Here is a 23,436-nt window from a genome sequence, read left to right as displayed (position 1 = left end):
GCCTGTGCGCCGGCTTTTTATGGCCTGCCATCCCTGGTGGCCACCTTTCGCGTCGACGCTGCGCGACGTTGAAAATAGCTCCTGGCCCCTTTTTCTTTGCGGCCAGTTCCCCGTCAGCTTCAGGCCCTTTAGAGTGCTGCAGCGCAATCGCGCGGTTAACAGGGGATGACTGGCGCATGACCGTTTTGGTCGTTTCAATTCTGTTTGTATTGACCTACCTGGGCATGGCCGCAGGGGGCATTCGTGGCCTGCGCGTTGATCGCAGCTGGATTGCTGGCTGCGCGGCGGTGTTGCTGCTGGTCAGCGGCGCACAATCCCCGGCCGAGGCGGCCAGCCATCTGGATGCCGGTGCACTGTTGCTGCTGTTGGCGCTGATGCTGATCAGTGCGCAGTTCGACTTCTCCGGCGTGTACGCCTGGCTTAACCAGCAGCTCAGCCACTATGCCGAGCAGCCTGCACTGCTGCTGTTGGGCGTGGTTCTGTTGGGCGGCGTGCTGTCGGCGCTGCTGGTCAATGACATCGTCGCCTTTGCCCTGACCCCGTTGCTGTGCCATAGCCTGCTGGCCCGTGGCCTCGATCCACGGCCATTTCTCCTGGCATTGGCGCTGTCGTGCAATGCCGGCTCCTCCGCGAGCCTGATCGGTAACCCGCAGAACATCCTGATTGGCCAGGCCGGCGGCCTGGATTTCTGGTCTTACACCTTTATCGCCGGGCCACCTGCGCTGGCCGCACTGGCCATTACTTACGCGGTGATCTGGCTGCAGTGGCGCAAACGCTGGGGCACGGCCAAGCCGGCGGTACAGGCAGAGACTCCGGTGCAGCATATCTACGGCGTACGCAGTTACCTGAAGCCGCTGCTGGGCAGCCTGGTGCTGCTCGGGCTGTTTTCCACCAGCATGCCGCGGGAGATTTCTGCCCTATTGATCGCGGTGCTGGTGATGATCTCGCGGCGGGTGGACAGTCGCGACTATGTGCAGAAGGTCGACTGGAACCTGTTGCTGCTGTTTGCCGGGCTGTTTGTGGTAACGGGCGCGGCGATGAGCCTGCCGCAGGTCGCCGGTCTGGCCGGCAATCTGGCCGACTTGGGCCTGCTGCCGCACGGGGTGATCACCCTGGCGAGCCTGTCGCTGCTGGCCGGCAACCTGATCGGTAATGTGCCCTATGTGATGTTGTTGTTGGGCGTATTACCGGAGGCCAGTGAGGCCTTGTTGGTGAGCCTGGCGATCATGTCGACGCTGGCCGGCAACTTGCTGCTGATCGGCAGCGTGGTCAACCTGATCGTCGCCGAAAGTGCGCGGCGTCAGGGCGTGCCGCTGAGTTTTATCGACTTTGCCCGCAGCGGCGTGCCGGTGACCCTGCTGAGTATGGGCCTGGCTGGGGTATGGCTGGCGTTGGGCGGCTGGCTGCCCTGGTAAGTCTCCGCGGTTATTGCCAGCGGTTCTGCCGCCAGCGCTGTTGCTGTTCCGGCGTTTGGAAGGTCCAGGCGACAAAGCGGCTCTGCTTCTGGCCCTGCGCCATCTCAACGGTCTGTACCTGCAGCGCGCCGGCTTTCTTCAACGCGCTGTACACGCCCGGCAGGTTGCCTGCCTTGGAAATCAAGCTGCTAAACCACAGCACCTGCTGGCCAATCTCGACACTTTCCTTGATCAACTGGCTGACAAACGCCGCTTCGCCGCCCTTGCACCACAGCTCCGCCGCCTGGCCGCCGAAGTTCAGCACCGGCAGTTTGCGCTTGGGGTCGAGTTTGCCGAGGTTGCGCCATTTGCGCTTGCTGCCGCTGCTGGCTTCTTCCGCACTGGCGTGGAAGGGCGGGTTGCATAGGGTCAGGTCGAAGCGCTCATCGGCATGCAGCAAACCCTGGAAGATATGCGTGCTGTCGCGCTGCTGGCGCAGCTCAATCGCCTCGCTCAAGCCCGGATTGCCCTGCACGATGGTCTTGGCCGAGGCGATGGCGTTGGCAGCGATGTCCGAGCCGAGAAACTGCCAGGCGTATTCGCGGTGGCCCAGCAGTGGGTAGATGCAGTTGGCCCCTACGCCAATATCCAGCGCACGCACTTTGGCGCCGCGCGGGATTTCGCCGCCGTTACTGGCGGCCAGCAGGTCGGCCAGGTAATGCAGGTAATCGGCGCGGCCTGGGATCGGCGGGCACAGATAATCCGCCGGAATATCCCAATGCTGGATGCCATAGAACTGCTTGAGCAGCGCCCGGTTGAACACCTTGACCGCCGCCGGGTTGGCGAAGTCGATGCTTTCCTTGCCATAGGGGTTGATGATCACGAAGGTTGCCAGCTCAGGGCTGGCCTTGATCAGCGAGGGGAAGTCATAACGGCCCTGATGGCGATTGCGTGGGTGCAACTGGCCTTTGCTCGCATCGGCCTTGTTGGCCGCAGGTTTACTGGGCGCAGGACGCGGTGCGGCAGGTTTACGGCTGGGACGTTTTGGCGGCAGGGACATGGCAGGCGAATCTAAGACTTGGGGCGCGGGATTTTCCCACAGCTGGACGCAGGTTGCTTGCCGACTGTAGGTAAACGCTGGATGCCGGCGCTAGTGAGCAATATTGAGCAGCATGGCCAGGTAGTCGAAGAACACGCAGTACAGGGCAATGGGCAGCGGCAGGCCGAGCAGGGTGCCGAGCAGGTAGATACGAAAGCGCACGCCAGACAAGGCCAGCGCGTAGTTCAACGCCGGCACGGTCTGAAACAGGATGCGTAGACTGATGATGCTGGCCAGCGGATGGCGATCAAGGCCGCTTAGCAGGCGTTGCGCCAGCGGGTTGTTCAACTCACGCAGGGCGTTTCCGCCCAGATAGCGAATGGTGATGTAGGTGACGGTGCAGGACACGCAGGCCGCTATATAGGTGACGACACCGCCATACACCCGTCCCAGGGCCAGCACCGCAGCGGCGAGAAATACCCAGCCAGGAATCTGGATCAGATTGCCCAGGGCAAATAGCAGGGTAAACAGCAGCAGACCGACGACCGGATGCATCAGGAGCAGCGCCTGCAAGGCGTCGAGGTTGAACTTCGCGCGGATGCCCAGGGTTTCGAACAGCACGAATAGACCCAGCAGAAACAGGATGACCAGCAGCAGGCGGGAGGAACTGCGCATGGTGGCCTCGTGGCTTCAGGGGTAGCCGAGTACGGCTTTTATCTGCGCCAGGTTGGCGGCAATCCACTGCGGATTGATCGCGCCCCAGTCACGAATCTCGTAGTGCCCGGCGTTATTGCGCTCACCGCTTTGCTGGGCAAAGGTGCACTCGATATCCAGCTCGGCCAGGGCGCTCAGGGTGTCCTGGGCGGTACGCCGGGGCATGCCGGTGGCGTCCATCAAGGCGGGTACGTTGGTCGCTGTACCGCTGTCAATCAGCCAGGCCACGTATAGGCGACGGTAGAAGCTGCTGCGGGTTTTGCTGACATCCATGGGCATGTACCTGGTGTGATGCCGTGCGCAGGGCGCACGGCCTGGTGAAGGGTCAGCTCAAGGTGGCAATCGCGATATAGGTCGCGGCACCGGAAATGTAGCCGAGGAAGGCCAGCAGGCTGATCTTCTTCAAGTACCAGATAAAGTTGATCTTCTCCATGCCCATGGCCGCCACGCCGGCTGCCGAACCAATAATCAGGCAGCTGCCGCCGGTACCGGCGCAGTAAGCGAGCATTTCCCAGAAGGTGCCGTTGACCTGGAAGTTGCTCAGCCAGGCGGTGTCGGCACCGGCCAGTGCCAGCGCCTCCGGTGTGACCAGTGGGTACATCTTCATGGCGCCGGCTACCAGCGGTACGTTATCGACCACCGACGACAGCAGGCCGATGGCGATATTGATCGCATACACATTGCCCAGGCTTTCACGCAGCGCGACGGCAACCTGGGTCAGGTGGCCCGCAGTGGCCAGGCTGGAGACCGCCAGCAGAATGCCGAGGAAGAACAGCACGCTGGTGGTGTCGATACGTCGCAGTACGCCAACCACCGAGAGCGGGTGCTTGTCTTCGTCGTTCTTGCCGCGGTGAATCACTTCGGTGACCACCCAGAGCACGCCCAGACCGAAAAGGATGCCCATATACGGCGGCAGGTGAGTCACGGTCTTGAATACCGGCACGAACACCAGAGCGCCAATGCCCAGGGCAAACACCAGGTTGCGCTCGAAGGGCGTAGTCGGGTCGCGGCGTTCCTCGTCCGATTCGCTGATCAGGGGGCGCTGGATTTCGCCCTTCATGGTCATGCTGAGTACCAGCAGCGGCACCAGCAGGCAGACCACGCTGGGGATAAACAGGTTGGCGATGATGCCGCCGGTGGTGACTTGATTGCCGATCCACAGCATGGTGGTGGTTACGTCACCAATCGGCGACCAGGCGCCACCGGCGTTGGCGGCAATCACCACGATACCGACGTAGAACCAGCGCTCTTTTTGATCCGCTACCAGTTTGCGCAGCAGCGAAACCATGACGATGGTGGTGGTCAGGTTATCCAGCACTGCCGAGAGGAAGAAGGTGATCAGCGCCACCACCCAGAGCAGGGTGACGCGCTTGTTGGTGCGAATGCGGTCGGTGATGACCTTGAAGCCTTCATGGGCGTCGATCAGCTCGACGATGGTCATGGCACCCATCAGGAAGAACAGGATCTCGGAGATTTCGCCCAGATGATGGCGCAGCTCTTCGGTGACGTGATGGTCATTGCCACTGGCCCCGGCGGTGGCAGCACCGATCAGCGGCAGAATGCTGTCCGCACCGAGGACCAGCAGGGTCCAGCAAATCACCGCAGTCAGGATGGCCGACGCGGCTTTATCGATTTTCAGCGGGTGTTCGAGGGCGATGCACAGGTAACCGAGGACAAAGATCAGTGCCATCAACGCATACATGGTCAGAATTCCATTTGCAGGGCTTTTTTATTGATTTAGAGGTGCCGCGAGCTTTTGATGCGTGGACGAAGATGCCTGAAATGCTCAGAAATTGGGAGGGTATTTATCGTCAGTTAGCCTGCCTGCGACTTGCATAGGCGTTTTCTGACTGACCGGTTAGCGTTCGCGCGCCCGGACTGCGCGGGATACGCAGTCGCGGGCGGGTTTTGGCTCAGGCCTGCGACAGGTCGTCGCGTTCAGCGCTGTCCGGCATCACGGGCTGCGGCGGGAAGATAAACGCCAGGCAGATGGCCAACAGCGGCATCAGTAGATTGAAGAAGCAGTACGGCAGGTAACTCAGGGTCGCTACGCCCAGAGTGGCTGCCATATAGGCGCCACAGGTGTTCCACGGCACCAGCACCGAGGTCAGGGTGCCGCCGTCTTCCAGGGCGCGTGACAGGTTGACCGGGGCCAGCCCGCGCTTTTCATACTCGGCGCGGTACATACGGCCCGGCAGTACCAGGGCGATGTATTGGTCGGCGGTGATGATATTGGTGCCGATACTGGTGGCTATGGTGCTGGCTATCAGGCTGCTGGTGCTTTTCGCCAAATGCAGGGTGCTTTGCAGCAGGCGCTGGAGCAGGCCGAGTTTTTCCAGCACGCCGCCAAAGCACATGGCGCAAATGATCAGCCACACCGTAGTGAGCATGCTGCCCATGCCGCCTTTGGACAGCAGACCGTCAAGCGCAGGATTGCCGCTGCTGGATTCATAACCGGCGAACAGCGCCGTCCACACGGTTTTCAGCGGTGCCAGGCTGCCGGCCGCCGGATCGGCCAGACGTGCCATGACCTCGGGTTGAAACACCACCGCAAATACCCCGCCGAGCAGCGCGGCGACAAACACCGCCGGAAAGGCGGCCCACTGACGCACGGCGAGAAACAGCAGCAGCGCCACCGGCAGCAGCAGGTGCCAGCCGAGGCTGAACTGGCTTTCCAGTGCCTGCAGCACTTCGGCGATGCGCGCGGTGTCATGGCTGCTGTCGGCGCGCTGGCCGAGAATAAGGAACAGCACCAGGGCGATCAGCAGGGCCGGCACCGTGGTGCGCAGCATCAGGCGGATATGCGCAAACAGCTCGGCCCCGGCAGCGGCAGGCGCCAGGTTGGTGGTGTCGGAGAGTGGCGAGAGCTTGTCGCCGAAGTAGGCACCGGAAATGATCGCGCCGGCGGTAATCGCCGGGTCCAGGCCCAAACCGGCGGCCACGCCCATCAAACCGATACCCAGAGTGCCGGCCACGGTCCAGGAACTGCCGATGGACAGGGCGGTAAGGGCGCAGATCAGGCAGCTGGTGACGTAGAAGTATTCTGCCGAGATCAGCTTGAGGCCCAGCCAGATCATGGTCGGCACGGTGCCGGCAAGAATCCAGGTGCCGATCAGCGCACCGACCGCCAGCAGAATCAGGTTGGCCTTCATCGCCATATGGATGCCGGCGAGGATGCCTTCCTCGATCTGCGCCCACTGCAGGCCGTTCTTCAGGCCGACCAGGCCGGCGACAAAGGCGGCGCTCATTAGCGCGATCTGGTTCGGTCCGCTGGAGGAGCTGTCGCCATACAGGTAGACGGAGAGGCCCAGCAGCAACACCAGCACGCCAATCGGCAGCAGGGCATCGAGCAGGGAAGGGGAGCGTGTATCAGTCATGGGTGTACCGGTCGATCAATGAAACTGTGGCTGGAAAGCCCAACCCAGAAAAAACGAAACCCGCGCCGGTAAGGGCGCGGGCTGCGGGAGTTGCCAGAGGATCAGAGTGCGGCGATCTTGCCGCGCTGCTCAACCATCTTGCTCAGGGCTTGCTCAGCTTCGGCCAGCTTGGCGCGCTCTTTATCGAGCACTTCGGCCGGCGCCTTGGCGACGAAGCCTTCGTTGCTTAGCTTGCCGCCGACGCGCTGCACTTCACCGGAGAGACGGGCGATCTCTTTATCCAGGCGCGCCAGTTCGGCGTCCTTGTCGATCAGCCCGGCCATCGGCACCAGCACCTGCATATCGCCAACCAGAGCGGTGGCGGCCATCGGCGCTTCTTCACCGGCTTCCAGCACGCGTACCGACTCCAGCTTGGCCAGCTTGTTCAGCAGCGGCGCGTTGTCGGCCAGACGACGTAGGTCTTCCGCGCTGGCGTTCTGCAGGATGATATCGATGCGTTTGGCCATGGAGATTTTCATCTCGCCACGGATCTGCCGCAGGCCGAGCATCAGCTGTTTGACCCACTCGATATCGCCTTCGGCAGCGGCATCGATGCGGCTTTCATTGGCCACCGGCCAGGCCTGCAGCATGATGGTGTCGCCGCTGACGCCGGCTTGCGCCTTGATGCGCTGCCAGATTTCTTCGGTGATAAACGGCATAAACGGATGGGCCAGACGCAGCGCCACTTCCAGCACGCGAATCAACGTGCGGCGGGTGCCGCGCTGGCGTTCGATTGGCGCGGCTTCGTCCCACAGCACCGGCTTGACCAGCTCCAGGTACCAGGCGCAGTACTCGTCCCAAATGAACTCGTACAGTGTCTGCGCCGCCAGGTCGAAGCGGAAGGCGTCGAGGTGACGGGTCACGTCGGCTTCGGTGCGCTGCAGGGCCGAGATGATCCAGCGGTCCACCGAGGACAGTTCGACCGGCTCACCGTTGACGCCGGTGTCCTGGCCGTCGGTGTTTTCCAGCACGAAGTTGGCGGCGTTCCAGATCTTGTTGCAGAAGTTGCGGTAACCCTCAACGCGGCCCATGTCGAACTTGATGTCACGGCCGGTAGACGCCAGCGCCAGGTTGGTAAAGCGCAGGGCGTCGGTGCCGTAGGCAGCGATGCCTTCAGGGAACTCGGCGCGGGTCTGCTTGGCGATCTTCTCGGCGAGCTTGGGCTGCATCATGCCGCTGGTGCGTTTTTCCAGCAGCTCGTCGAGGGTAATGCCATCGACGATATCCAGCGGATCGAGCACGTTGCCCTTGGACTTGGACATCTTCTGGCCCTGGCCATCGCGCACCAGGCCGTGTACGTACACGGTCTTGAACGGGATCTGCCCGGTCAGGTGAGTGGACAGCATGATCATCCGGGCGACCCAGAAGAAGATGATGTCGAAGCCGGTGACCAGCACGTCGGTCGGGTGGAAAGTCTTCAGCTCGGCAGTCTGCTGCGGCCAGCCGAGGGTGGAGAAGGTCCACAGGCCCGAGCTGAACCAGGTGTCCAGAACGTCTTCGTCCTGGCGCAGGTTGGCGTCACCCAGGTTATGGGTGGCGCGTACTTCCGCCTCGTCACGGCCAACATAGACGTTGCCGGCATCGTCGTACCAGGCTGGAATGCGGTGGCCCCACCAGAGCTGACGGCTGATGCACCAGTCCTGGATATCGCGCATCCAGCTGAAGTACATGTTTTCGTACTGCTTGGGCACGAACTGAATCTCGCCGCTCTCGACCACGGCGATGGCTTTTTCGGCCAGCGGCTTGGTGCTGACGTACCACTGGTCGGTCAGCCACGGCTCGATGATGGTGCCGGAGCGGTCGCCTTTCGGCACTTTCAGGGCGTGGGCGTCGATGCTTTCCAACAGACCAGCGGCCTCGAAGGCGGCAACGATCTGCTTGCGCGCCTCGAAACGATCCAGGCCGGCGTATTCGGCCGGCAGGCTGCAGTCGATCTGGCTGTTGACGCTGCCATCGACATTGAACGCCTGGACCTGCGCAAGCACGGCGGCGTTCTTGTCGAAGATATTCAGCAGCGGCAGGTTGTGGCGCTTGCCGACTTCATAGTCGTTGAAGTCGTGGGCAGGGGTGATCTTCACGCAGCCGGTGCCGAACTCGGGGTCGCAGTAATCGTCGGCGATGATCGGAATGCGGCGACCTATCAGCGGCAGCTCGACAAAGGTGCCGATCAGGGCTTTATAGCGCTCGTCTTCCGGGTGCACGGCCACGGCGCTGTCGCCGAGCATGGTTTCCGGGCGGGTGGTGGCGACGATCAGGTAATTCTTGCCGTCGGCGGTGGTGTTGCCGTCAGCCAGCGGGTAGCGCAGGTTCCACAGGCTGCCTTTCTCGTCGTGGTTTTCCACTTCGAGGTCGGAGATGGCGGTGTGGAACTTGGTGTCCCAGTTGACCAAGCGCTTGCCGCGGTAGATCAGGCCATCTTTATGCAGGCGCACAAAGGCTTCTTTCACCGATTCGGACAAGCCGTCGTCCATGGTGAAGCGCTCGCGCGACCAGTCCACCGAGCTGCCCAGGCGACGGATCTGCCGGGTGATGGTGCCACCGGACTGCTCCTTCCATTCCCAGACTTTCTCCAGGAATTTCTCGCGGCCCAGATCGTGACGACCAATGCCGTCGGCGGCCAGCTGGCGCTCTACCACCATCTGGGTGGCGATGCCCGCATGGTCGGTACCCGGCTGCCACAGGGTGTTGCGGCCCTGCATGCGGCGGAAACGGATCAGCGCATCCATGATCGAGTTGTTGAAACCATGGCCCATGTGCAGGCTGCCGGTGACGTTCGGCGGCGGGATCATGATGGTGTAAGGCTCGCCTGCACCCTGCGGGGCGAAATAGTTGTTCGCCTCCCAGTTCTGGTACAGGGCGGTTTCAATGGCGTGCGGCTGGTAGGTCTTGTCCATGCGCGGCGGGACCCTTATGACGGCTAGACGGAAAAGCCGGCAAGTATAGCGGGGATGGCCTATATGACGTAAGGGCGCGCGCGGTACGGCTGACTGGTGGGCGTGCGTGTGGTTACGGACGACGCGGCGGAAGCAGTCGGGTCAGGCGCGCATCCAGGCGGCGTTTCAGCTCGGCCTCGATCTGCGGCACGAAATCGTCGATCACATCCTGCAGGATCAACTGGGCGGCGGCGCGCAGTTCACTGTCCAGGCGGTTCAGTTCGCTGTCGCGGCTGACGCTCTGGCTCACGGTTTCACGCAGGGTTTGCGCAACCGTTGGCTTGGGCGCGGGTGCTGGGGCGGCGGCCACGGGCGGTGGAGTGACGATCTCCGAGAGCAGGGGGATGCTGTCCGGATCGAGCGTGTCGACCAGCAGCGGTGGTTCGAGGTTTTCATCGCCCAGCAGTTGGCGGATCGACTCCAGGTCGTTCAGCAGTTGGGCGGGTTTTTGCGGCGGTTTTGGGGTGTCCATACTGTGCAACTAGAGTTCGACTCGTTTGGGATCATACCCGCGCTGCCGGTAGCTGCGGAAATTCTCCCGGCAGGCTGTCAGCAGGTCGGGTTCCTGGTTGACGATTTCAATCACCCGGCTAAAGCGCTCGACCTGGGGTGAAAGGGTGCTGCCGAGGTTGATCAGCACGCCCTGAGTGCTGCTGGGTTCTTCGTCCTGGCCAATCACCACCGGTGCGTGCGCGTCATCCTGGTAGAGGCTGTGCGGCACAAAGCTTTCCGCCTTGAAACGCCACAACAGTTCATCCACCTCGCTGCATTGCTGCGCATCGCTGCCGCGCAGAAACACCGGCAGGCCGGCGCGCCAGGCTTTCATCGCCAGCTGGCAGGCTGCGCGCAGGCGCTCGGCCGGCACGGCAGTAGACAGTACATAGAATTCTATTCGGGGCATGACGGCACGGTTTGGCGTTAGTTGCAGGAGCGGCTTGCTGACAGGCGTGCAGCTTACCAGTCAATCGCGGTTAACACCGCTCCCACAATGCGCCTGGAACTTAGAACCTGTTTCGGATCTCGCGAGCTAGAGCGAGACAAGGCAACAATGGCCGAGGAAGCGGAGTTTACGAGCTGTAAATGAGCATTACTCGTTTCACTCGCCCTTCGGGTCGCGCTAAAGCACGTTAGCCGCAAGCGGCTTTCGAGGCCATTTTTAACGCCGTATCGCCGACGCGCAGCAGATCCGATACAGGTTCTCAGGCGTTGCTGCGATCCAGCAGGTACTGCGTCAGCATCGGCACCGGGCGACCGGTCGCGCCTTTGTCCTTGCCACCGCTGATCCAGGCAGTGCCGGCGATATCCAAATGCGCCCAGTTGTAGGCCTTGGCAAAGCGAGAAAGGAAGCAGCCAGCGGTGATGGTGCCGGCTTTCGGCCCACCAATATTGGCGATGTCGGCAAACGGGCTGTCCAGCTGCTCCTGGTATTCGTCATACAGTGGCAGCTGCCAGGCACGGTCGTCGGCGGTCAGGCCGGCGCCGAGGATTTGCTGCACCAGTTCGTCGTTGTTGCCCATCAGACCGGAGACATTGCTGCCCAGGGCCACGATGCAGGCACCGGTGAGGGTGGCGATATCGATCACCGCTTGCGGTTTGAAACGCTCGGCATAGGTCAGGGTGTCGCACAGCACCAGACGGCCTTCGGCGTCGGTGTTGAGGATTTCCACGGTCTGCCCGCTCATGGTGGTGACGATATCGCCAGGGCGAGTCGCGCCGCCGCTTGGCATGTTCTCGGCGCAGGCCAGCAGGCACACCAGGTTGATCGGCAGTTGCAGCTCCAACACGGCCTTCAGGGTGCCGAACACGCTGGCGGCGCCGCACATGTCGTACTTCATCTCATCCATGCCGGCAGCAGGCTTGATGCTGATGCCTCCGGTGTCGAAGGTGATGCCTTTGCCGACCAGCGCGTAGGGTTTCTCGGTTTTCTTGCCGCCCTGATAGTTGAGCACGATCATCCGCGGCGGCTGGTCGCTGCCCTGGGCAACGGCGAGGAAGGCGCCGGCACCGAGTTCCTTGAGCTTCTTCTCATCAAGGATTTCGATCTTGAGGTTTTTGTAGGTCTTGCCCAGATTTTTGGCTTCTTCGGCGAGATAGCTTGGGTGGCAGAGGTTCGGCGGCAGGTTGCCGAGGTCCTTGGTAAAGGCCATGCCGGCGGCAATCGCCTGGGCGTGCGTGCTGGCGCGCTCGGCGTCGGCCAGGTTGGCTTTGTCCGTGAGCAGGGTGAGCTTTTTCAGCGCGCCGGCTTCGGCCTTCTGGCTCTTGAAGCGGTCGAAGCAGTAGCCGGCGTCGGCCAGGCTTTCCACCATCAGGCGGGTTTTGCCGTAGGTCTCGCGGCCCTTGACCTGCAGCTCGTCGAGCGCGAGTACCGCGTCGCTGCCACCGAGGCTTTTCAGGTTGTTGTAAACGGCTGTGATCAATTTACGCAGTTGGCGGTCAGACAGTTCGCTGTCTTTACCGGTGCCGACCAGCAGCACGCGTTCGGCTTTGAGGTTTGGCAGGTTGTGCACCAGCAGGGTCTGGCCGACCTTGCCGGCCAGGTCGCCGCGCTTGAGCAGGGCGCTGATCGCTCCAGCACTGGCGGTGTCGATGGCCTTGGCGGTTTCGCCGAGTTTTTTGCCCTCACCAACAGGGATAACCAGGGTGGCGGTTTTTAGTGTTTCTGGGCGTACGCTTTTAACAATAAATTCCATTACGTGGTGTCCCCAAGACAAGGCGTCGGTATTGCAGGATAATGCCGGCTATTTTTCGATGGTTCGCCAGTTGGGCGAGCCGGCAAGCAGTGCGGCTAGTTTGATCTTAGCCGCCTGAGCCTGACAACCCTGGAGTGTCTGGTTTGATCGTCTTCCGTTATCTGTCCCGTGAAGTGTTGCTGACCTTGAGTGCCGTGAGCGCGGTGCTGTTGGTCATCATTATGAGTGGCCGTTTTATCCGTTACCTGGCTCAGGCAGCGCAAGGGCTGCTCGATCCCGGTGTGCTGCTGCTGATCATGGCGTACCGCATTCCTGGTTTTTTGCAGCTGATCCTGCCGCTGGCGTTGTTTCTCGGCATCCTGCTGGCGTATGGCCGCATGTACCTCGACAGCGAGATGACCGTGTTGTCGGCCACCGGCATGAGCCAGCAACGCTTGTTTGCCTACAGCCTGGCACCCGCAACCCTGGTGGCGCTGCTGGCTGGCTGGCTGAGCCTGGGACTGGCACCGCAAGGCATTGAGCATGTGGCGCGGATTTTGAACCAGCAGAGCGCCATGACGGAGCTGGATACCCTGGAGCCTGGGCGTTTTCAGTCGATGAAGAATGGCTCGCGGGTGACCTACACCGAGGAGTTGTCCGAGGATCGCGGCTCGCTGGCTGGGGTGTTTATCTCTGAGAAGCAGCTGTCCAGCAGTGGTGATAAGGAGCGTGGTATCTCCGTGCTGGTGGCTGAATCCGGCCGTCAGGAGATTCAAACGGACGGCAGTCGCTACCTGATTCTGGAAAATGGCTACCGCTATGACGGTAACCCGGGCCAGGCGGATTATCGCGCTATCCAGTACGAAACCTACGGCGTGCTATTGCCCAAGCCGGAAGTGGCAGTGGAAATCACCGACCGCGAGGCCATGCCTACGCGCGAGCTAATTGGCAGCGACAAGCCACGTATGCAGTCTGAGCTGCAGTGGCGTTTGTCGATTCCAGTACTGGTCTTTGTCGTCACTCTGCTGGCTGTGCCCCTGTCGCGGGTTAATCCACGGCAGGGGCGCTTTCTCAAGCTGTTGCCGGCCATTCTGCTGTACATGGCTTACCTGGCGCTGTTGATTGGCGCGCGCGGTGCTTTGGATAAAGAAAAGATCCCCGCAGCCCTGGGCTTGTGGTGGGTGCATGGGCTGTTCGCATTGATCGGGCTGCTGTTGCTGTATTGGGAGCCGTTGCGCTTGCGCTGGGCAGCCCGTCGTGTGGCGTTGGAGGTGGCCCGTGGTTAAGTTGGATCGCTACATCGGCGCTCAGGTGTTTGTCGCCATTCTTGCTGTGCTAGGCATCATCGTCGGTCTGGCACTGCTGTTTGCCTTTATCGATGAGCTTGGGGATGTCGAAGGCAACTACGGCCTACTTGATGCCCTGGGGTATGTGCTGCTGACGGCGCCGCGGCGAATTTATGAAATGTTGCCGATGGCCGCCTTGATTGGCTGTTTGATCGGGTTGGGTTCGCTGGCCAGTAACAGCGAGCTGACCATCATGCGTGCGGCGGGTGTATCGATCGGGCGGATTGTCTGGGCGGTGATGAAACCGATGCTGGTGCTGATGCTGGTCGGCGTGCTAATTGGCGAGTACCTGGCGCCTTACAGCGAAAATCAGGCTCAGGCCAGTCGCGCCATGGCCCAAGGCGGCGGCGAAGCACAGAGCGCCAAGCGTGGCCTGTGGCATCGCCAGGGGCAGGAATATGTGCACATCAACGCCGTGCAGCCCAATGGCGTGCTGCTCGGGGTGACTCGCTACCGCTTCGACGACCACAAGCGTATGCAGTCCTCCAGTTTCGCTCGACGTGCGCAGTACCAGGGTGATCACTGGCAGCTGGAAGATGTTGCAACCACGCACTTCCGTGAGCGCAGCAGTGAGGTCATCAAGCAGGACAATGAGCGCTGGGATGTCGAGTTGACGCCGCAGTTGCTTGGCACCGTAGTCCTGGCACCTGATGCGCTGTCTATCACTGGGTTGTGGAGCTATATCCACTACCTGGCCGAGCAGGGGCTGAATAACAGTCAGTACTGGTTGTCGTTCTGGACCAAGGTGCTGCAGCCGCTGGTAACCGCAGCGCTGGTGTTGATGGCGATTTCCTTTATCTTCGGCCCGCTGCGCTCTGTGACTTTGGGGCAGCGGGTGTTTACCGGGGTGCTGGTGGGGTTCGTGTTCAAGATCAGTCAGGACTTGCTCGGCCCATCGAGCTTGGTGTTCGGCTTCTCGCCGCTGCTGGCGGTGTTGATTCCAGCCGGTATCTGCGCGCTGGCCGGCGTCTGGTTGCTGCGCCGCGCCGGTTGATTCAGGCGTAAAAAAGCCGGCGTGCACTTATTGGGCACGCCGGCTTTTTTGTATCTGGAGGTCTACTTCTTGTGGATGTTCTTCGGCAGCTGAATCACTTGGCTGTCCGAGTAGATGTCATGCCAGCTGCGCTTTTCTTTATCCCAAAGCACCCACAGAAACCCCAGGCCCAGCAGTAGCCAGGAGCCGATGGCAACCAGAAAACGCAGCAATGCCTGCCATAGGCTGATCGCCGTACCGTCGGGATTCTGAATGCGCAGGCCCCACACCTGCATGCCCAGTGTCTGGCCGTTATGCGTCCAGAACTTGGCGAAGAAGCCAAACAGGCTGAGAAACAGCACGGTCGAGAGCAGCGGGTCGCCATCCAAGGCACCAGCGTCGGACATCTGCTTTAGTTGCGCCTCGCCGTAGAAACCCATCAGGATCAGCTTGTAGACAAAGGTCACGACGATCAGCAGGGCGATACACAGCAGGAAGTCATAAAACATCGCGGCGAGGCGGCGGATTAGCCCCGCGGTGGGGAATTCACCCTGCGGGCGCAGCAGGTGTTTCGTCATGGTCGGCTCTTTAGTTATTCGGCTGGCGGAATGGCGGCAACAATAAGGCATCCGTGGGGGTGGTCGGCCATAAAAAATGATCGGTAATCATTTTTAACCTTGCCCAGCGACGGCTCCCAGGGATGGTCATCATGGATGACAAGGCACAAAAAACCCCTGATGTTGCCATCAGGGGTTCTTCAATGCGGCAGGATTATTCCTGGATTTGTACTTCGTCAGCCTGCATGCCTTTCTGGCCTTGCACAGCGATAAAGCTGACTTTCTGACCTTCTTTCAGGCTCTTGAAGCCGTTGCCTTGGATCGCGCGGAAGTGCACGAACAGATCCGGACCGCTTTCTGGCGTGATAAAGCCAAAACCTTTCTCGTCGTTAAACCACTTCACGGTACCGTTCTGACGATTCGACATGATGTATTTCCTTGAACCTTGAGTTGATGACAGCCGCTACTCGACATGAGGGGCTGAATACTGGTTGCAAGGTGGCAGGCGACGTCGAGCGGGATGTAGCGGATCTGGATGATCTACTGCACCAGGTCACGATTTTCGGCGACCCATGCAAACACAGTGGGGCAGACTTTACGCCAACTTCCCGGCAAATGCCAAGCCCGTGCAGGGCATGTAATTGCTGGGGTTCAGGTGTTTTCTGCGGCGCGTTGAGTGTGCCTTTATGGCGCGTTTGCGCGTGAGAAAGATGTCGCATCTGCATGCGCCCGGCTTTTTCGTAGGCAATAAAAAAGGCCTTGAATCTCAAGGCCTTTTTTCGAATCTATGGTGCCCCGGGGGAGACTCGAACTCCCACTTCTTTCGAAAACGGATTTTGAATCCGCCGCGTCTACCGGTTCCGCCACCGGGGCACAATGGCGGCGCAGTATAGGGATGGTGTTGGGGTTGGTCAATGCACTTGCTGCAAATCCTTGTATTTCAATGCTTTCGGGCCTCTTGAAGGCTTCCTGACGCTACCTCTCTGAGTGTGGAAGGCCCACGTCTGGCCGTTCACAGCTGAGTCACGCCCATGCACTTTGGTGACGCAGCGGTGTAGCAATGGTGACGCAGAGTTCAGCAGCAAAACGCTTCCTTCTTTCCGATTCCTCGGTCGCTCGGGTCAATTGTTCAGGACATGCGCGACAGGTCATCCACGACAGCCACTTGGTCGGCTTCCAGATGGTCGCAGGGGCGCGCTCAAGGGTTTTCCGGGTTCGCCTGCGGGGAAGCTATAGGACGCTTGGCCATTGGCCTGTAATGAGCGCGGAGGAGGCCAGGGCGGCAGCGCTGGATGCCTTGAGAGCAAGGCTTGGGGTTACTTCTAGGCAGGATGTTGCTCGGGTTGAGGTTGCGCCACTCCCAGCACCAGCGCTCGCACCTCCGGCTAAGCCAAAGACCAAGCCGGCACCGACACTGCAGGCGGTCTTCAACGTGTACCGCAACACTCGCAAGCTGAAGCCATCCACCGCTGACGACTATCAAAAGGTCTTCAACCGCTATGCCACTGACTGGCTTGAGCGAAGCTGGCTGGCCACAACCTCGGATGTCTTCGAGAAGCGATTCAACGAGGTCAGTGCTAAGTCCAAAGCGCAGGCCAATCAGCTTGCCCGTATCTTCTCTGCGGTCTGGTCGTTCGGGGCTGCTAAATACGGCATCACGGCCATCAACCCGACGCAGAGACTTAAGGCTATGGGTGGTCTTCACCACATCAAGCCAAGAGATGGCGTCATTCCTGACGCGCTGCAGCCAAGGTGGTGGAGGGCTGTTGAAGCATTGCCCGACAAGGAGGCTTCAGCGGCCTTCGTCTTCATTGCTCTGACCGGTTGCAGAAGAGGGGAGGCGCTGCGGCTGAAGACCACGGACATTGATTGGCAGGCAAAGACAGTCACCTTCCACGACACCAAGAACCGTAGCGACCACCGGTTACCGTTGTGCCGGCGGCTCTATGCGCTGCTGAAGGTTCACTGTGAGGGGCGTCAGGGCTTGGTCTTCCAGCTCACGACCCGTCGCTTGGAGTTGATGGTCGAGCATCTGGTCAATCAGCTGCAGTTCAAATGGTCGCCCCACGACTTGCGTCGGACGTTTGTCACCATTGCTCAGAGGACGCTCAAGGACTTGGCTACAGTCAAGCGGATGGTCAACCACAGCGTCGGTGGTGACGTGACCATGAAGCACTACCTGCGGTTGAGTGTGGAGGACTTGAGGGAGCCGATGCAGGCGGTGGAAAATGTATTCATGCAGTTGCTAGGGCGCGATTACAGGTAGGTGGGGTATGCAGGGTAAAAGTGTGGTCGTATCGGTCGTCATTGCGTGCATGTTGCTCATTCCAATGCTTTCCGTCGCTAACTGGTCTGCCGGTGAGAAGGCGCAGGCTATCGGTGAAACTGTTCTCGGTCAGGTCAGTAAGCCTATTGGAGCAGCGCTCACTACCCGAGATGTCGTCCAGGTATTGGGGGCGCATGGCTGTAATGCGTACCTACTGGATTTGGCGATTGAAGCCGTTCAACGACAGCGCTACGCCGAAGCATTAGAGTTAGACCATCGCCGAAAGTACTGCTTCCGATCTTCATGATGGGTGCTGCTGTGACTGTCCAGAATGTTTCTGGCGAAAAAATCTGAGCGCCCTTCTGTAATAAGGATTTGGTCGGCTTCCCCCGTACCGGGGGGGCTTTCATTTCGTCCCGACATCAAGCCCAGGCTTACCCTACCCATTGTCGACAGCCCAGCCTTGGCGTCCCTCTTTGCAGACCTTCGCTGCTGCCTGAGCCTAGGCATTGCCCCCTTCCAGCACCGCTCCGGGCGTTCTCTTTGGGTATACCTCGGCGACAACAGCAACAGCCCTTGAGTTTGTTGTCGTTTGACAGGGTATTGACCACTCATACGGCAACATACATAGTGACAACACCTTAACGACAACAAGGAGCTGTCACCCATGTTTGTCCGCGCATACCTCCGGGCATCCACCACTGAACAAGACGCCAGCCGCGCACGCTCTGCACTGGACGCCTTTGCACTGAGTCATGGCCTAGCCATTGCCAGCTACTACACTGAGAACGAGAGCGGCGCGTCTCTGCAGCGCCCTGAGCTGTTTCGCCTGCTGGCTGACGCAAAGCCGGGGGATGTTCTCTTGGTTGAGCAGGTCGACCGCTTGAGCCGTCTCACTGAGGGCGACTGGCAGCAACTCCGGGCGACCATCAAGGCGAAGGAGGTGCGGGTCGTAGCACTGGACTTGCCGACCTCTCACCAGTTCATGGCCACAGCCAACGCCACCACAGCCGACGCCTTCACCTCTCGGATGCTGGGGGCCATCAATGACATGCTGCTGGACATGCTCGCAGCGGTAGCCCGGAAGGACTACGAAGACCGACGCAGAAGGCAGGACGAAGGCATAGCCAAGGCCAAGGCTCAGGGGGCTTACAAGGGCCGAGGCATCGACAAAGACAAGCACGCCAGCATCCTAGCTCTGCTGAACAAAGGGACGGGCATCAGGGAGACGGCCAAGCTCTTGGGGGTCAGCACCAGCACTGTCCTGCGGGCGAGAGACAAGGCCACCGCCACAGCCTGACGCCTATCACCTACAACACAAAGACGAAGCCCCCGGAGGTCACCCAACGGGGGCTTGGCGTATCTGGGGGGGATGCTCAGGCTAGGAAGTCAGTCAGCCCCAGCGCCTCTAAGGCATCCTCCGGGCGATCTACTGTAGTGAACCACCAATCAGAGCAGGCAGCAGTCGCCACCACTTCCCCTGAGGCCTCCAAGGCCTGCGCCAGCGACCTAGTCACCAGCCACCACGCACCGGGGATATTCGGCACCCTGTCGGCTACTTCCGGCCAGTAATCCAACAGCGTCAGCGTCTGGTTAACAAAGACGTGCGGGCTGTTCTTGGTCGGTACTGCAACTTGCATCCGTTCTACTCCTTGTCTGTGGTCTTGAAACTTCCCCAGGCAGCCCCTGGAGAGGCGCATAGGATGCACAAGACCGAGCAGGATTTGCAGTCTACCCAGCACGATAGCTACACTTTAGACGCACGTTCAGAGCCAATTACAACCGCTTCCGAACACATCAGCCCAAGCGAAGACATCAAGCGTCTCGCGCTTTCCTCCCGTCGGTCTCATCCCCTGTTGTTTTCTACATTCCACTGTAGGAAAGGCCGCGCACACTGGCTGCGAAGCTATCACTGGAACTCAAGAGAGCGGCCATTAGCCGTCAGCGCGAAAGGTGAAGACGGCCGGCTCAGGGTGGCCCCAGTTACCGCCGTTACGGCCTCCGGGGGAGCCAATGATATTGCGGGAGATGTCCGCATTTTCCCGCCCCACGATGTGCTAACCGAGACACAATTAAATGAGCTGTTTCCGGCACAATTTCCACAAGAGCCTGCAGGCAATAGCAGGTAGTTAAATGTCGGGTTATCCGACTATTAATCCCTCCAAACCCAGGGGGTACTTCAACATGACCAAGGCTGCGAAGGTTTTCGGTAAACGCATGGACAACTTCTTCGCCAACGAGGGGACGCTTGAGTACATCAACGAACTGGAAAAATTAGTCCCTGGAATCCCAGTGATTAATACCAAGACCGGGAACGGGAAGTCTCCGATGGTAGGCACCTGGGGCCACCCGAAGCTGGCCGTCTTTTTCGCCCGTTGGCTGGACGTGAAGTTCGCTGTGTTCTGCGACATGGTCATCGACGACATCCTGAACAAGAAGGCCGAAGTCACCTTCACCTCTGAGGCTACAGCATCGAAGCTCGCCAAGACCCACCTCGACACTGCGCGTGAACTGGTCGCCACCCTGGAGGAGAACGCCTAAATCACGTAGGCCGCCCCCTATCTCTTGGGGGGCATGTCTTTACGGCTGATACCGAGACTCAAGCCTCTTGGAATTTGCTCAAGAGCTATGAGCGCAGTATTACTAGTAATAATTTTATTATTGAACAATATGGCGTAGGACGGAAACCATCTAAGAGTTTCCTTGTCAAACTCATATACCAACTGTTGAGCAGGAGTTCCTCTAGATTTCATTCTGTCTATTAGTTCTGCCGCTTTCATAGCTGCGCCTGAAAGCTCCTCATGGGCTTTAAAGTGCATAGACCTATCATTGCCACGAAGCAAGAATGAAACTTGGCAGCCCTTCTGATGTGTATGAATATCAAGAACAGGATTCATCCTGTCTGAGAGTTCCTCGCAAAGTTTTTTGATCCATGAATTTACAAGTCTGTAGGTGTCTTTACCGGCCTCAGATGCAAATGATTTGACAAACGGATTCCATACAAGAGCAACAAAAGCCAAGCCTACTATTATTAGCTCTTGTGCAGACTCAGCGGCATTATGAGAAAGCTCTACACGTTCCACTGCAATCGGGGCGCTTGATGTAACGCGACCTAGCCATTCTTCATCCACTTCCCTGGGGTCTGTCGCGACAACAATACAGCAGTCACTTGGAAAAGTAGGTAAGTTAGTGGGGAGCGAAATCTCCTCGTTTATTTCTAAGCCTAGCTCTTCAAAAGTTGAAGCATCCCCGCCAGCGTAATAACCCAATACAGCCACTACGAAGCATTCAGCTTCCTCGCTCTCAAAGTAAGCACTCTCAAGAACTTGGCCTGCCGGCTTGCCTGGGTCGTGATTGTTCAGAAGAATAAATGGAGATGTATTTATTTTTCTCACAAGCTCTATCGGGTCGACGGGGACTATTAACTCTCCCGTACTGTCTTTTTGAGCAGTCCACAATACAGCAGAAACGAAACTACCATACGCCTCATCACTACAGCGTTTGAACGCATCTTCTAGCCATGCTTGGGCGGCAGGTACTTTATCGATCAAACTAGACATGAAAGCTCCTTGGTCTCCATATCAGGAGTTATAACGCACTGACCACCTTCAACACCAACGCCACCCTGACCATGAGCAGCCGCGAAATGGCTGAGCTGACTGGTAAGCGCCACGACAGTGTGAAGCGCACCATCGAGACCCTTGTGGAGCGCGGTGTAATCGAATCTCCACAAATTGTGGAAATTAAAACTGCGACCAAAACCGGCACCGAGTACCGCATCGGCAAGCGCGACAGCTACGTCATCGTCGCCCAGCTAAGCCCTGAGTTCACCGCCAAGTTGGTTGACCGCTGGCAGGAACTGGAAGCCCAGGTAGCAGCCGCACCGAAGCTACCTCAGACCTTCGCTAAAGCCCTGCGTCTCGCCGCATGCTCTGCGTCGGCGAAGGCCACCTGCTATATCGGGATAATCAGCGGGTGTAGCCGGTCGACAGGAGGACTTCTCAACGTGTCTCTATAGCTTTCCGCTGGCAACCATTTGGTCGCAGACCGCCACGCGGTATTGGCCTCGTGTGTCAAGCGGGTATCTGTTACTAAGGTTCTTGCTAGCAAATTCAAATGCCCTAGTAATACGGCTTGCACTAGGGTTATCGTCTTTGTATAAATCTAAGATAGCTCTATACCGCCTCATTCTCTCTGCCTCGGAAACCATTATGTTATTCGTATCCAAACTACCGGTATAACAGGCCAGCGTCAGCGAGCCTAGAAGATTGTTCTTTCTGGCCACATAACCGCCGAACTCTACTTTTCTCTCAATCAAAGAGGCTGAAGCGATGGCTTTTATTTCACTTTCTGGCCGCCTGCATTCCTCAGCCTCTCTTTCAGTTACATTGTCACCAAACAATAACCGAGCGATACCGTTTTTCTTGTCGACCTCATAATAGCACTTGTTTTTATTGCCATATTCATAGTCGAAAACGGGAGCCTCATGCCACGTCAAAATTCCTTGGTCATTCAGATTTTCAGCCTCTTCCACAGCACTTTCATGCCAGCACACTCCTGAGCCGTATGGCCCACTCGCCTCACTCACTAGACGCCCCTTATCGTCTTTCGTCCATACACAATCTGTATCTAGACTACTAATGCGAGTAATTGCATACGGCTTGTCTAAAAATCTAACTTGATCTTTAGCACTCTCAGAAAGCGCAAAAGTTTGCGCCGAAATGAAAAAAACTAAAAAGGAAAATCTTGGTTTCATAAAATCAATCCGTACATGATGTATATTTATTAAACTCTGAAACTAATTTAGCGGATTACTCCGAGAGATGACGTTTTCTTCAGAAATTTCCAAGCCATGATTGGCATGCTGTTTGAACAACCCAAGGTATCGTAGGAGTTTGTTTTAGATACAAGCCTCAATGACACGCAGCCCGCTACTTCAGCTTCCGCAATACCCCCAGTACTAGCAGAAAGGCAAAGCGCTCAAAGCCCCGTCTTTCCTGCCTTTCAACACTCCCCGGCGACTCCTCCCGACACCCTGCAGGGCTAACCCTTGGCGGGGCGATGGCGTTCGCCTATCACACAGGAACACTACCCGATGAAGCATCAACTACCTGCGCCCCTGGTGCGCTTCCATGTCCATATGCGCCGCGACCATGCCACTCAGTTGGTCACCCTGGCCAACGCCTTGGCGGCACAGAAAGGTCGCGATACACGCCTGGGCGAAGCCCTGGAACTAGCCCTGGCTGCTGGCCTCAGCAATCCGCCTGCCGACCTCTTGGAGCTAGCCCAGGACGACAAGAGCGCGCCTCACTGGCTGCAGCTTGGCCCGGTCAATCGAATGGGCGGGAAGGCTCTCACCCCTGCTGAACTGAGCCGCTAAGGGGGGGGCGCATGGAGCAACTATCGAGCACACTTCCTGTTCTTGTCGAGGCCAAGACCGTTGCTGTTGTGCCTTGCGGTCTTGGTCTTCGCTTTTTCGTCGATATTGAGTCTGGAGAAATCCTGAATCCTACTGAGCAGATGCAGGCGAAGCTTCCGAAGCGCGACCTGCGCAGGTCTGCCTATGTTGGTATCACAACACCTTGGCCGGCCGCTGCCAGGGACGAAGATGAGCTGTGGAGAGCTGTTGAGTCATTCGACTGGTGGATGGGGCAGTCTATGGTCAACGCCCACAATATATTGCAGCTCTTGGATGTCGGCCTGAGCGACAAGGCTGTCAGGGTCTTCCACCATCTGGCCCGCGCTATATCAGGGCGTAATGTCTGGTTCGGGTCAGTGGCAGGATTGGTCGAGGCACTCGGCATCCCCCAGCGAACTGTCGAGCGAGCCTTGACCGAACTTGAGCAGTGGCGATTGATTGAGCGAAAGCACCAGGGGCGTCATTGGCCGTTGAAAGTCTGTCTTCATCCTTGGTATGCCTGGAGGGGTGACCTGCAACTCAGAGACCGGGTACTGCAGCAGTGGGTACTCAGAACCGCCAAAGCTGGCGGCTGATATTGGCTGTAGGCACCTTGTATCAAGGTGGTGGGAAAGCCCCCAGTAATATAAAAGACCACCAGCCCCACTACCTCCTGGAGGTCTCCGGGTGTTCGCCGTGGTGCTGTCGTTGTAGTTGCCCCTTTCAAAGGC

23 protein-coding genes and 1 tRNA gene are annotated in these 23,436 nt (G+C 58.9%); 9 read left to right on the top strand and 15 right to left on the bottom strand.

Features of this window, described 5'->3' with window-relative positions; genetic code table 11:
* The first annotated feature begins 176 nt into the window (after positions 1-176).
* Positions 177-1,415, top strand: a complete 1,239-nt coding sequence (locus ALTER154_RS03850; protein WP_160085320.1) for an SLC13 family permease — start codon at positions 177-179, stop codon at positions 1,413-1,415.
* A gap of 10 nt (positions 1,416-1,425) precedes the next feature.
* On the opposite strand, the gene rlmF is transcribed toward ALTER154_RS03850, so the two are convergent.
* From rlmF to ALTER154_RS03805, 9 genes are all read right to left on the bottom strand, one after another.
* A complete protein-coding gene (gene rlmF, locus ALTER154_RS03845; protein ID WP_160085319.1) occupies positions 1,426-2,454 on the bottom strand; it encodes a 23S rRNA (adenine(1618)-N(6))-methyltransferase RlmF in 1,029 nt (342 codons plus the stop codon).
* Between the two features lie 90 nt (positions 2,455-2,544).
* Positions 2,545-3,108, bottom strand: coding sequence for a VTT domain-containing protein (locus ALTER154_RS03840; RefSeq protein WP_160085318.1), 564 nt, complete (start codon positions 3,106-3,108; stop codon positions 2,545-2,547).
* Positions 3,109-3,123: 15 nt separating this feature from the next.
* Positions 3,124-3,420, bottom strand: coding sequence for a helix-turn-helix domain-containing protein (locus ALTER154_RS03835; protein WP_090248802.1), 297 nt, complete (start codon positions 3,418-3,420; stop codon positions 3,124-3,126).
* Positions 3,421-3,472: 52 nt separating this feature from the next.
* Positions 3,473-4,849 carry a sodium:proton antiporter NhaD gene (gene nhaD, locus ALTER154_RS03830; RefSeq protein ID WP_160085317.1) on the bottom strand — a complete coding sequence of 459 codons (1,377 nt, stop codon included), beginning with the start codon at positions 4,847-4,849 and terminating at the stop codon, positions 3,473-3,475.
* Between the two features lie 211 nt (positions 4,850-5,060).
* Positions 5,061-6,524 (bottom strand): Na+/H+ antiporter NhaC, encoded by a 1,464-nt coding sequence (nhaC, locus tag ALTER154_RS03825; protein ID WP_160085316.1) that lies wholly within the window; start codon positions 6,522-6,524, stop codon positions 5,061-5,063.
* Positions 6,525-6,625: 101 nt separating this feature from the next.
* A complete protein-coding gene (locus ALTER154_RS03820; protein ID WP_160085315.1) occupies positions 6,626-9,457 on the bottom strand; it encodes a valine--tRNA ligase in 2,832 nt (943 codons plus the stop codon).
* Between the two features lie 112 nt (positions 9,458-9,569).
* Positions 9,570-9,968 (bottom strand): DNA polymerase III subunit chi, encoded by a 399-nt coding sequence (locus tag ALTER154_RS03815; RefSeq protein ID WP_160085314.1) that lies wholly within the window; start codon positions 9,966-9,968, stop codon positions 9,570-9,572.
* Positions 9,969-9,977: 9 nt separating this feature from the next.
* Positions 9,978-10,397 (bottom strand): DNA polymerase III subunit chi, encoded by a 420-nt coding sequence (locus ALTER154_RS03810; protein WP_090248792.1) that lies wholly within the window; start codon positions 10,395-10,397, stop codon positions 9,978-9,980.
* 298 nt (positions 10,398-10,695) lie between these two features.
* Complete coding sequence (locus tag ALTER154_RS03805) at positions 10,696-12,186, bottom strand: leucyl aminopeptidase (protein ID WP_160085313.1); 1,491 nt, start codon at positions 12,184-12,186, stop codon at positions 10,696-10,698.
* A 143-nt stretch (positions 12,187-12,329) separates the two neighbouring features.
* Between ALTER154_RS03805 and lptF the strand changes: the two genes are divergently transcribed.
* A complete protein-coding gene (gene lptF, locus ALTER154_RS03800; protein ID WP_160085312.1) occupies positions 12,330-13,451 on the top strand; it encodes an LPS export ABC transporter permease LptF in 1,122 nt (373 codons plus the stop codon).
* Entirely contained in the window at positions 13,444-14,505 is a 1,062-nt protein-coding gene (gene lptG, locus ALTER154_RS03795) for an LPS export ABC transporter permease LptG (protein ID WP_160085311.1), read from the top strand. Before lptF ends, lptG begins: the two co-directional genes overlap by 8 nt.
* A gap of 62 nt (positions 14,506-14,567) precedes the next feature.
* Here lptG and ALTER154_RS03790 read toward each other — a convergent pair whose 3' ends face one another.
* The 3 genes from ALTER154_RS03790 to ALTER154_RS03780 form a co-directional block, all read right to left on the bottom strand.
* Positions 14,568-15,062, bottom strand: coding sequence for an RDD family protein (locus ALTER154_RS03790; RefSeq protein ID WP_160085310.1), 495 nt, complete (start codon positions 15,060-15,062; stop codon positions 14,568-14,570).
* A gap of 193 nt (positions 15,063-15,255) precedes the next feature.
* Positions 15,256-15,468 carry a cold-shock protein gene (locus ALTER154_RS03785; RefSeq protein WP_090248782.1) on the bottom strand — a complete coding sequence of 71 codons (213 nt, stop codon included), beginning with the start codon at positions 15,466-15,468 and terminating at the stop codon, positions 15,256-15,258.
* A 361-nt stretch (positions 15,469-15,829) separates the two neighbouring features.
* Positions 15,830-15,914: transfer RNA gene (locus tag ALTER154_RS03780), tRNA-Leu, on the bottom strand.
* A gap of 559 nt (positions 15,915-16,473) precedes the next feature.
* Between ALTER154_RS03780 and ALTER154_RS03775 the strand changes: the two genes are divergently transcribed.
* Entirely contained in the window at positions 16,474-17,307 is an 834-nt protein-coding gene (locus tag ALTER154_RS03775; protein ID WP_160085309.1) for a tyrosine-type recombinase/integrase, read from the top strand.
* A 667-nt stretch (positions 17,308-17,974) separates the two neighbouring features.
* Positions 17,975-18,607 (top strand): recombinase family protein, encoded by a 633-nt coding sequence (locus ALTER154_RS03770; protein ID WP_160085308.1) that lies wholly within the window; start codon positions 17,975-17,977, stop codon positions 18,605-18,607.
* A 76-nt stretch (positions 18,608-18,683) separates the two neighbouring features.
* Here ALTER154_RS03770 and ALTER154_RS03765 read toward each other — a convergent pair whose 3' ends face one another.
* Positions 18,684-18,947 (bottom strand): hypothetical protein, encoded by a 264-nt coding sequence (locus ALTER154_RS03765; protein WP_160085307.1) that lies wholly within the window; start codon positions 18,945-18,947, stop codon positions 18,684-18,686.
* 493 nt (positions 18,948-19,440) lie between these two features.
* On the opposite strand from ALTER154_RS03765, the gene ALTER154_RS03760 reads away from it, so the two are divergent.
* Positions 19,441-19,848, top strand: a complete 408-nt coding sequence (locus ALTER154_RS03760) for a KilA-N domain-containing protein (RefSeq protein WP_256665476.1) — start codon at positions 19,441-19,443, stop codon at positions 19,846-19,848.
* Positions 19,849-19,865: 17 nt separating this feature from the next.
* On the opposite strand, the gene ALTER154_RS03755 is transcribed toward ALTER154_RS03760, so the two are convergent.
* Positions 19,866-20,867 carry a hypothetical protein gene (locus ALTER154_RS03755; protein ID WP_160085305.1) on the bottom strand — a complete coding sequence of 334 codons (1,002 nt, stop codon included), beginning with the start codon at positions 20,865-20,867 and terminating at the stop codon, positions 19,866-19,868.
* Between the two features lie 86 nt (positions 20,868-20,953).
* Here ALTER154_RS03755 and ALTER154_RS21115 point away from each other — a divergent pair, with 86 nt between their 5' ends.
* Positions 20,954-21,325 carry a Rha family transcriptional regulator gene (locus ALTER154_RS21115; RefSeq protein ID WP_372239912.1) on the top strand — a complete coding sequence of 124 codons (372 nt, stop codon included), beginning with the start codon at positions 20,954-20,956 and terminating at the stop codon, positions 21,323-21,325.
* Here ALTER154_RS21115 and ALTER154_RS03745 read toward each other — a convergent pair.
* Entirely contained in the window at positions 21,320-22,063 is a 744-nt protein-coding gene (locus tag ALTER154_RS03745) for a hypothetical protein (RefSeq protein WP_160085303.1), read from the bottom strand. The genes ALTER154_RS21115 and ALTER154_RS03745 overlap by 6 nt on opposite strands.
* 339 nt (positions 22,064-22,402) lie before the next feature.
* Here ALTER154_RS03745 and ALTER154_RS03740 point away from each other — a divergent pair, with 339 nt between their 5' ends.
* Positions 22,403-22,687, top strand: a complete 285-nt coding sequence (locus ALTER154_RS03740; RefSeq protein ID WP_160085302.1) for a hypothetical protein — start codon at positions 22,403-22,405, stop codon at positions 22,685-22,687.
* Between the two features lie 11 nt (positions 22,688-22,698).
* Positions 22,699-23,301 (top strand): hypothetical protein, encoded by a 603-nt coding sequence (locus ALTER154_RS03735; protein WP_160085301.1) that lies wholly within the window; start codon positions 22,699-22,701, stop codon positions 23,299-23,301.
* Positions 23,302-23,436: the final 135 nt, after the last annotated feature.

Source organism: Pseudomonas sp. 9AZ (assembly GCF_902506525.1).
Taxonomy (GTDB): Bacteria; Pseudomonadota; Gammaproteobacteria; order Pseudomonadales; family Pseudomonadaceae; genus Aquipseudomonas; species Aquipseudomonas peli.
Note: the sequence above shows the minus strand (reverse complement) of the source record. Positions and strands in the feature narration are given on the sequence as shown.

Bases quoted from the DNA above. Each gene is read 5' to 3' on its own strand.
- ALTER154_RS03815 (WP_160085314.1), bottom strand. From the start codon at position 9,968: ATGGACACCCCAAAACCGCCGCAAAAACCCGCCCAACTGCTGAACGAC.
- ALTER154_RS03745 (WP_160085303.1), bottom strand. From the start codon at position 22,063: ATGAAACCAAGATTTTCCTTTTTAGTTTTTTTCATTTCGGCGCAAACT.
- ALTER154_RS03790 (WP_160085310.1), bottom strand. From the start codon at position 15,062: ATGACGAAACACCTGCTGCGCCCGCAGGGTGAATTCCCCACCGCGGGG.
- ALTER154_RS03740 (WP_160085302.1), top strand. From the start codon at position 22,403: ATGAAGCATCAACTACCTGCGCCCCTGGTGCGCTTCCATGTCCATATG.
- ALTER154_RS03805 (WP_160085313.1), bottom strand. From the start codon at position 12,186: ATGGAATTTATTGTTAAAAGCGTACGCCCAGAAACACTAAAAACCGCC.
- ALTER154_RS03840 (WP_160085318.1), bottom strand. From the start codon at position 3,108: ATGCGCAGTTCCTCCCGCCTGCTGCTGGTCATCCTGTTTCTGCTGGGT.
- ALTER154_RS03820 (WP_160085315.1), bottom strand. From the start codon at position 9,457: ATGGACAAGACCTACCAGCCGCACGCCATTGAAACCGCCCTGTACCAG.
- rlmF (WP_160085319.1), bottom strand. From the start codon at position 2,454: ATGTCCCTGCCGCCAAAACGTCCCAGCCGTAAACCTGCCGCACCGCGT.
- ALTER154_RS03810 (WP_090248792.1), bottom strand. From the start codon at position 10,397: ATGCCCCGAATAGAATTCTATGTACTGTCTACTGCCGTGCCGGCCGAG.
- ALTER154_RS21115 (WP_372239912.1), top strand. From the start codon at position 20,954: ATGGCTGAGCTGACTGGTAAGCGCCACGACAGTGTGAAGCGCACCATC.
- ALTER154_RS03760 (WP_256665476.1), top strand. From the start codon at position 19,441: ATGTCGGGTTATCCGACTATTAATCCCTCCAAACCCAGGGGGTACTTC.
- ALTER154_RS03765 (WP_160085307.1), bottom strand. From the start codon at position 18,947: ATGCAAGTTGCAGTACCGACCAAGAACAGCCCGCACGTCTTTGTTAAC.
- ALTER154_RS03735 (WP_160085301.1), top strand. From the start codon at position 22,699: ATGGAGCAACTATCGAGCACACTTCCTGTTCTTGTCGAGGCCAAGACC.
- nhaC (WP_160085316.1), bottom strand. From the start codon at position 6,524: ATGACTGATACACGCTCCCCTTCCCTGCTCGATGCCCTGCTGCCGATT.
- ALTER154_RS03785 (WP_090248782.1), bottom strand. From the start codon at position 15,468: ATGTCGAATCGTCAGAACGGTACCGTGAAGTGGTTTAACGACGAGAAA.
- nhaD (WP_160085317.1), bottom strand. From the start codon at position 4,849: ATGTATGCGTTGATGGCACTGATCTTTGTCCTCGGTTACCTGTGCATC.
- ALTER154_RS03835 (WP_090248802.1), bottom strand. From the start codon at position 3,420: ATGGATGTCAGCAAAACCCGCAGCAGCTTCTACCGTCGCCTATACGTG.
- ALTER154_RS03755 (WP_160085305.1), bottom strand. From the start codon at position 20,867: ATGTCTAGTTTGATCGATAAAGTACCTGCCGCCCAAGCATGGCTAGAA.
- ALTER154_RS03770 (WP_160085308.1), top strand. From the start codon at position 17,975: ATGTTTGTCCGCGCATACCTCCGGGCATCCACCACTGAACAAGACGCC.
- ALTER154_RS03850 (WP_160085320.1), top strand. From the start codon at position 177: ATGACCGTTTTGGTCGTTTCAATTCTGTTTGTATTGACCTACCTGGGC.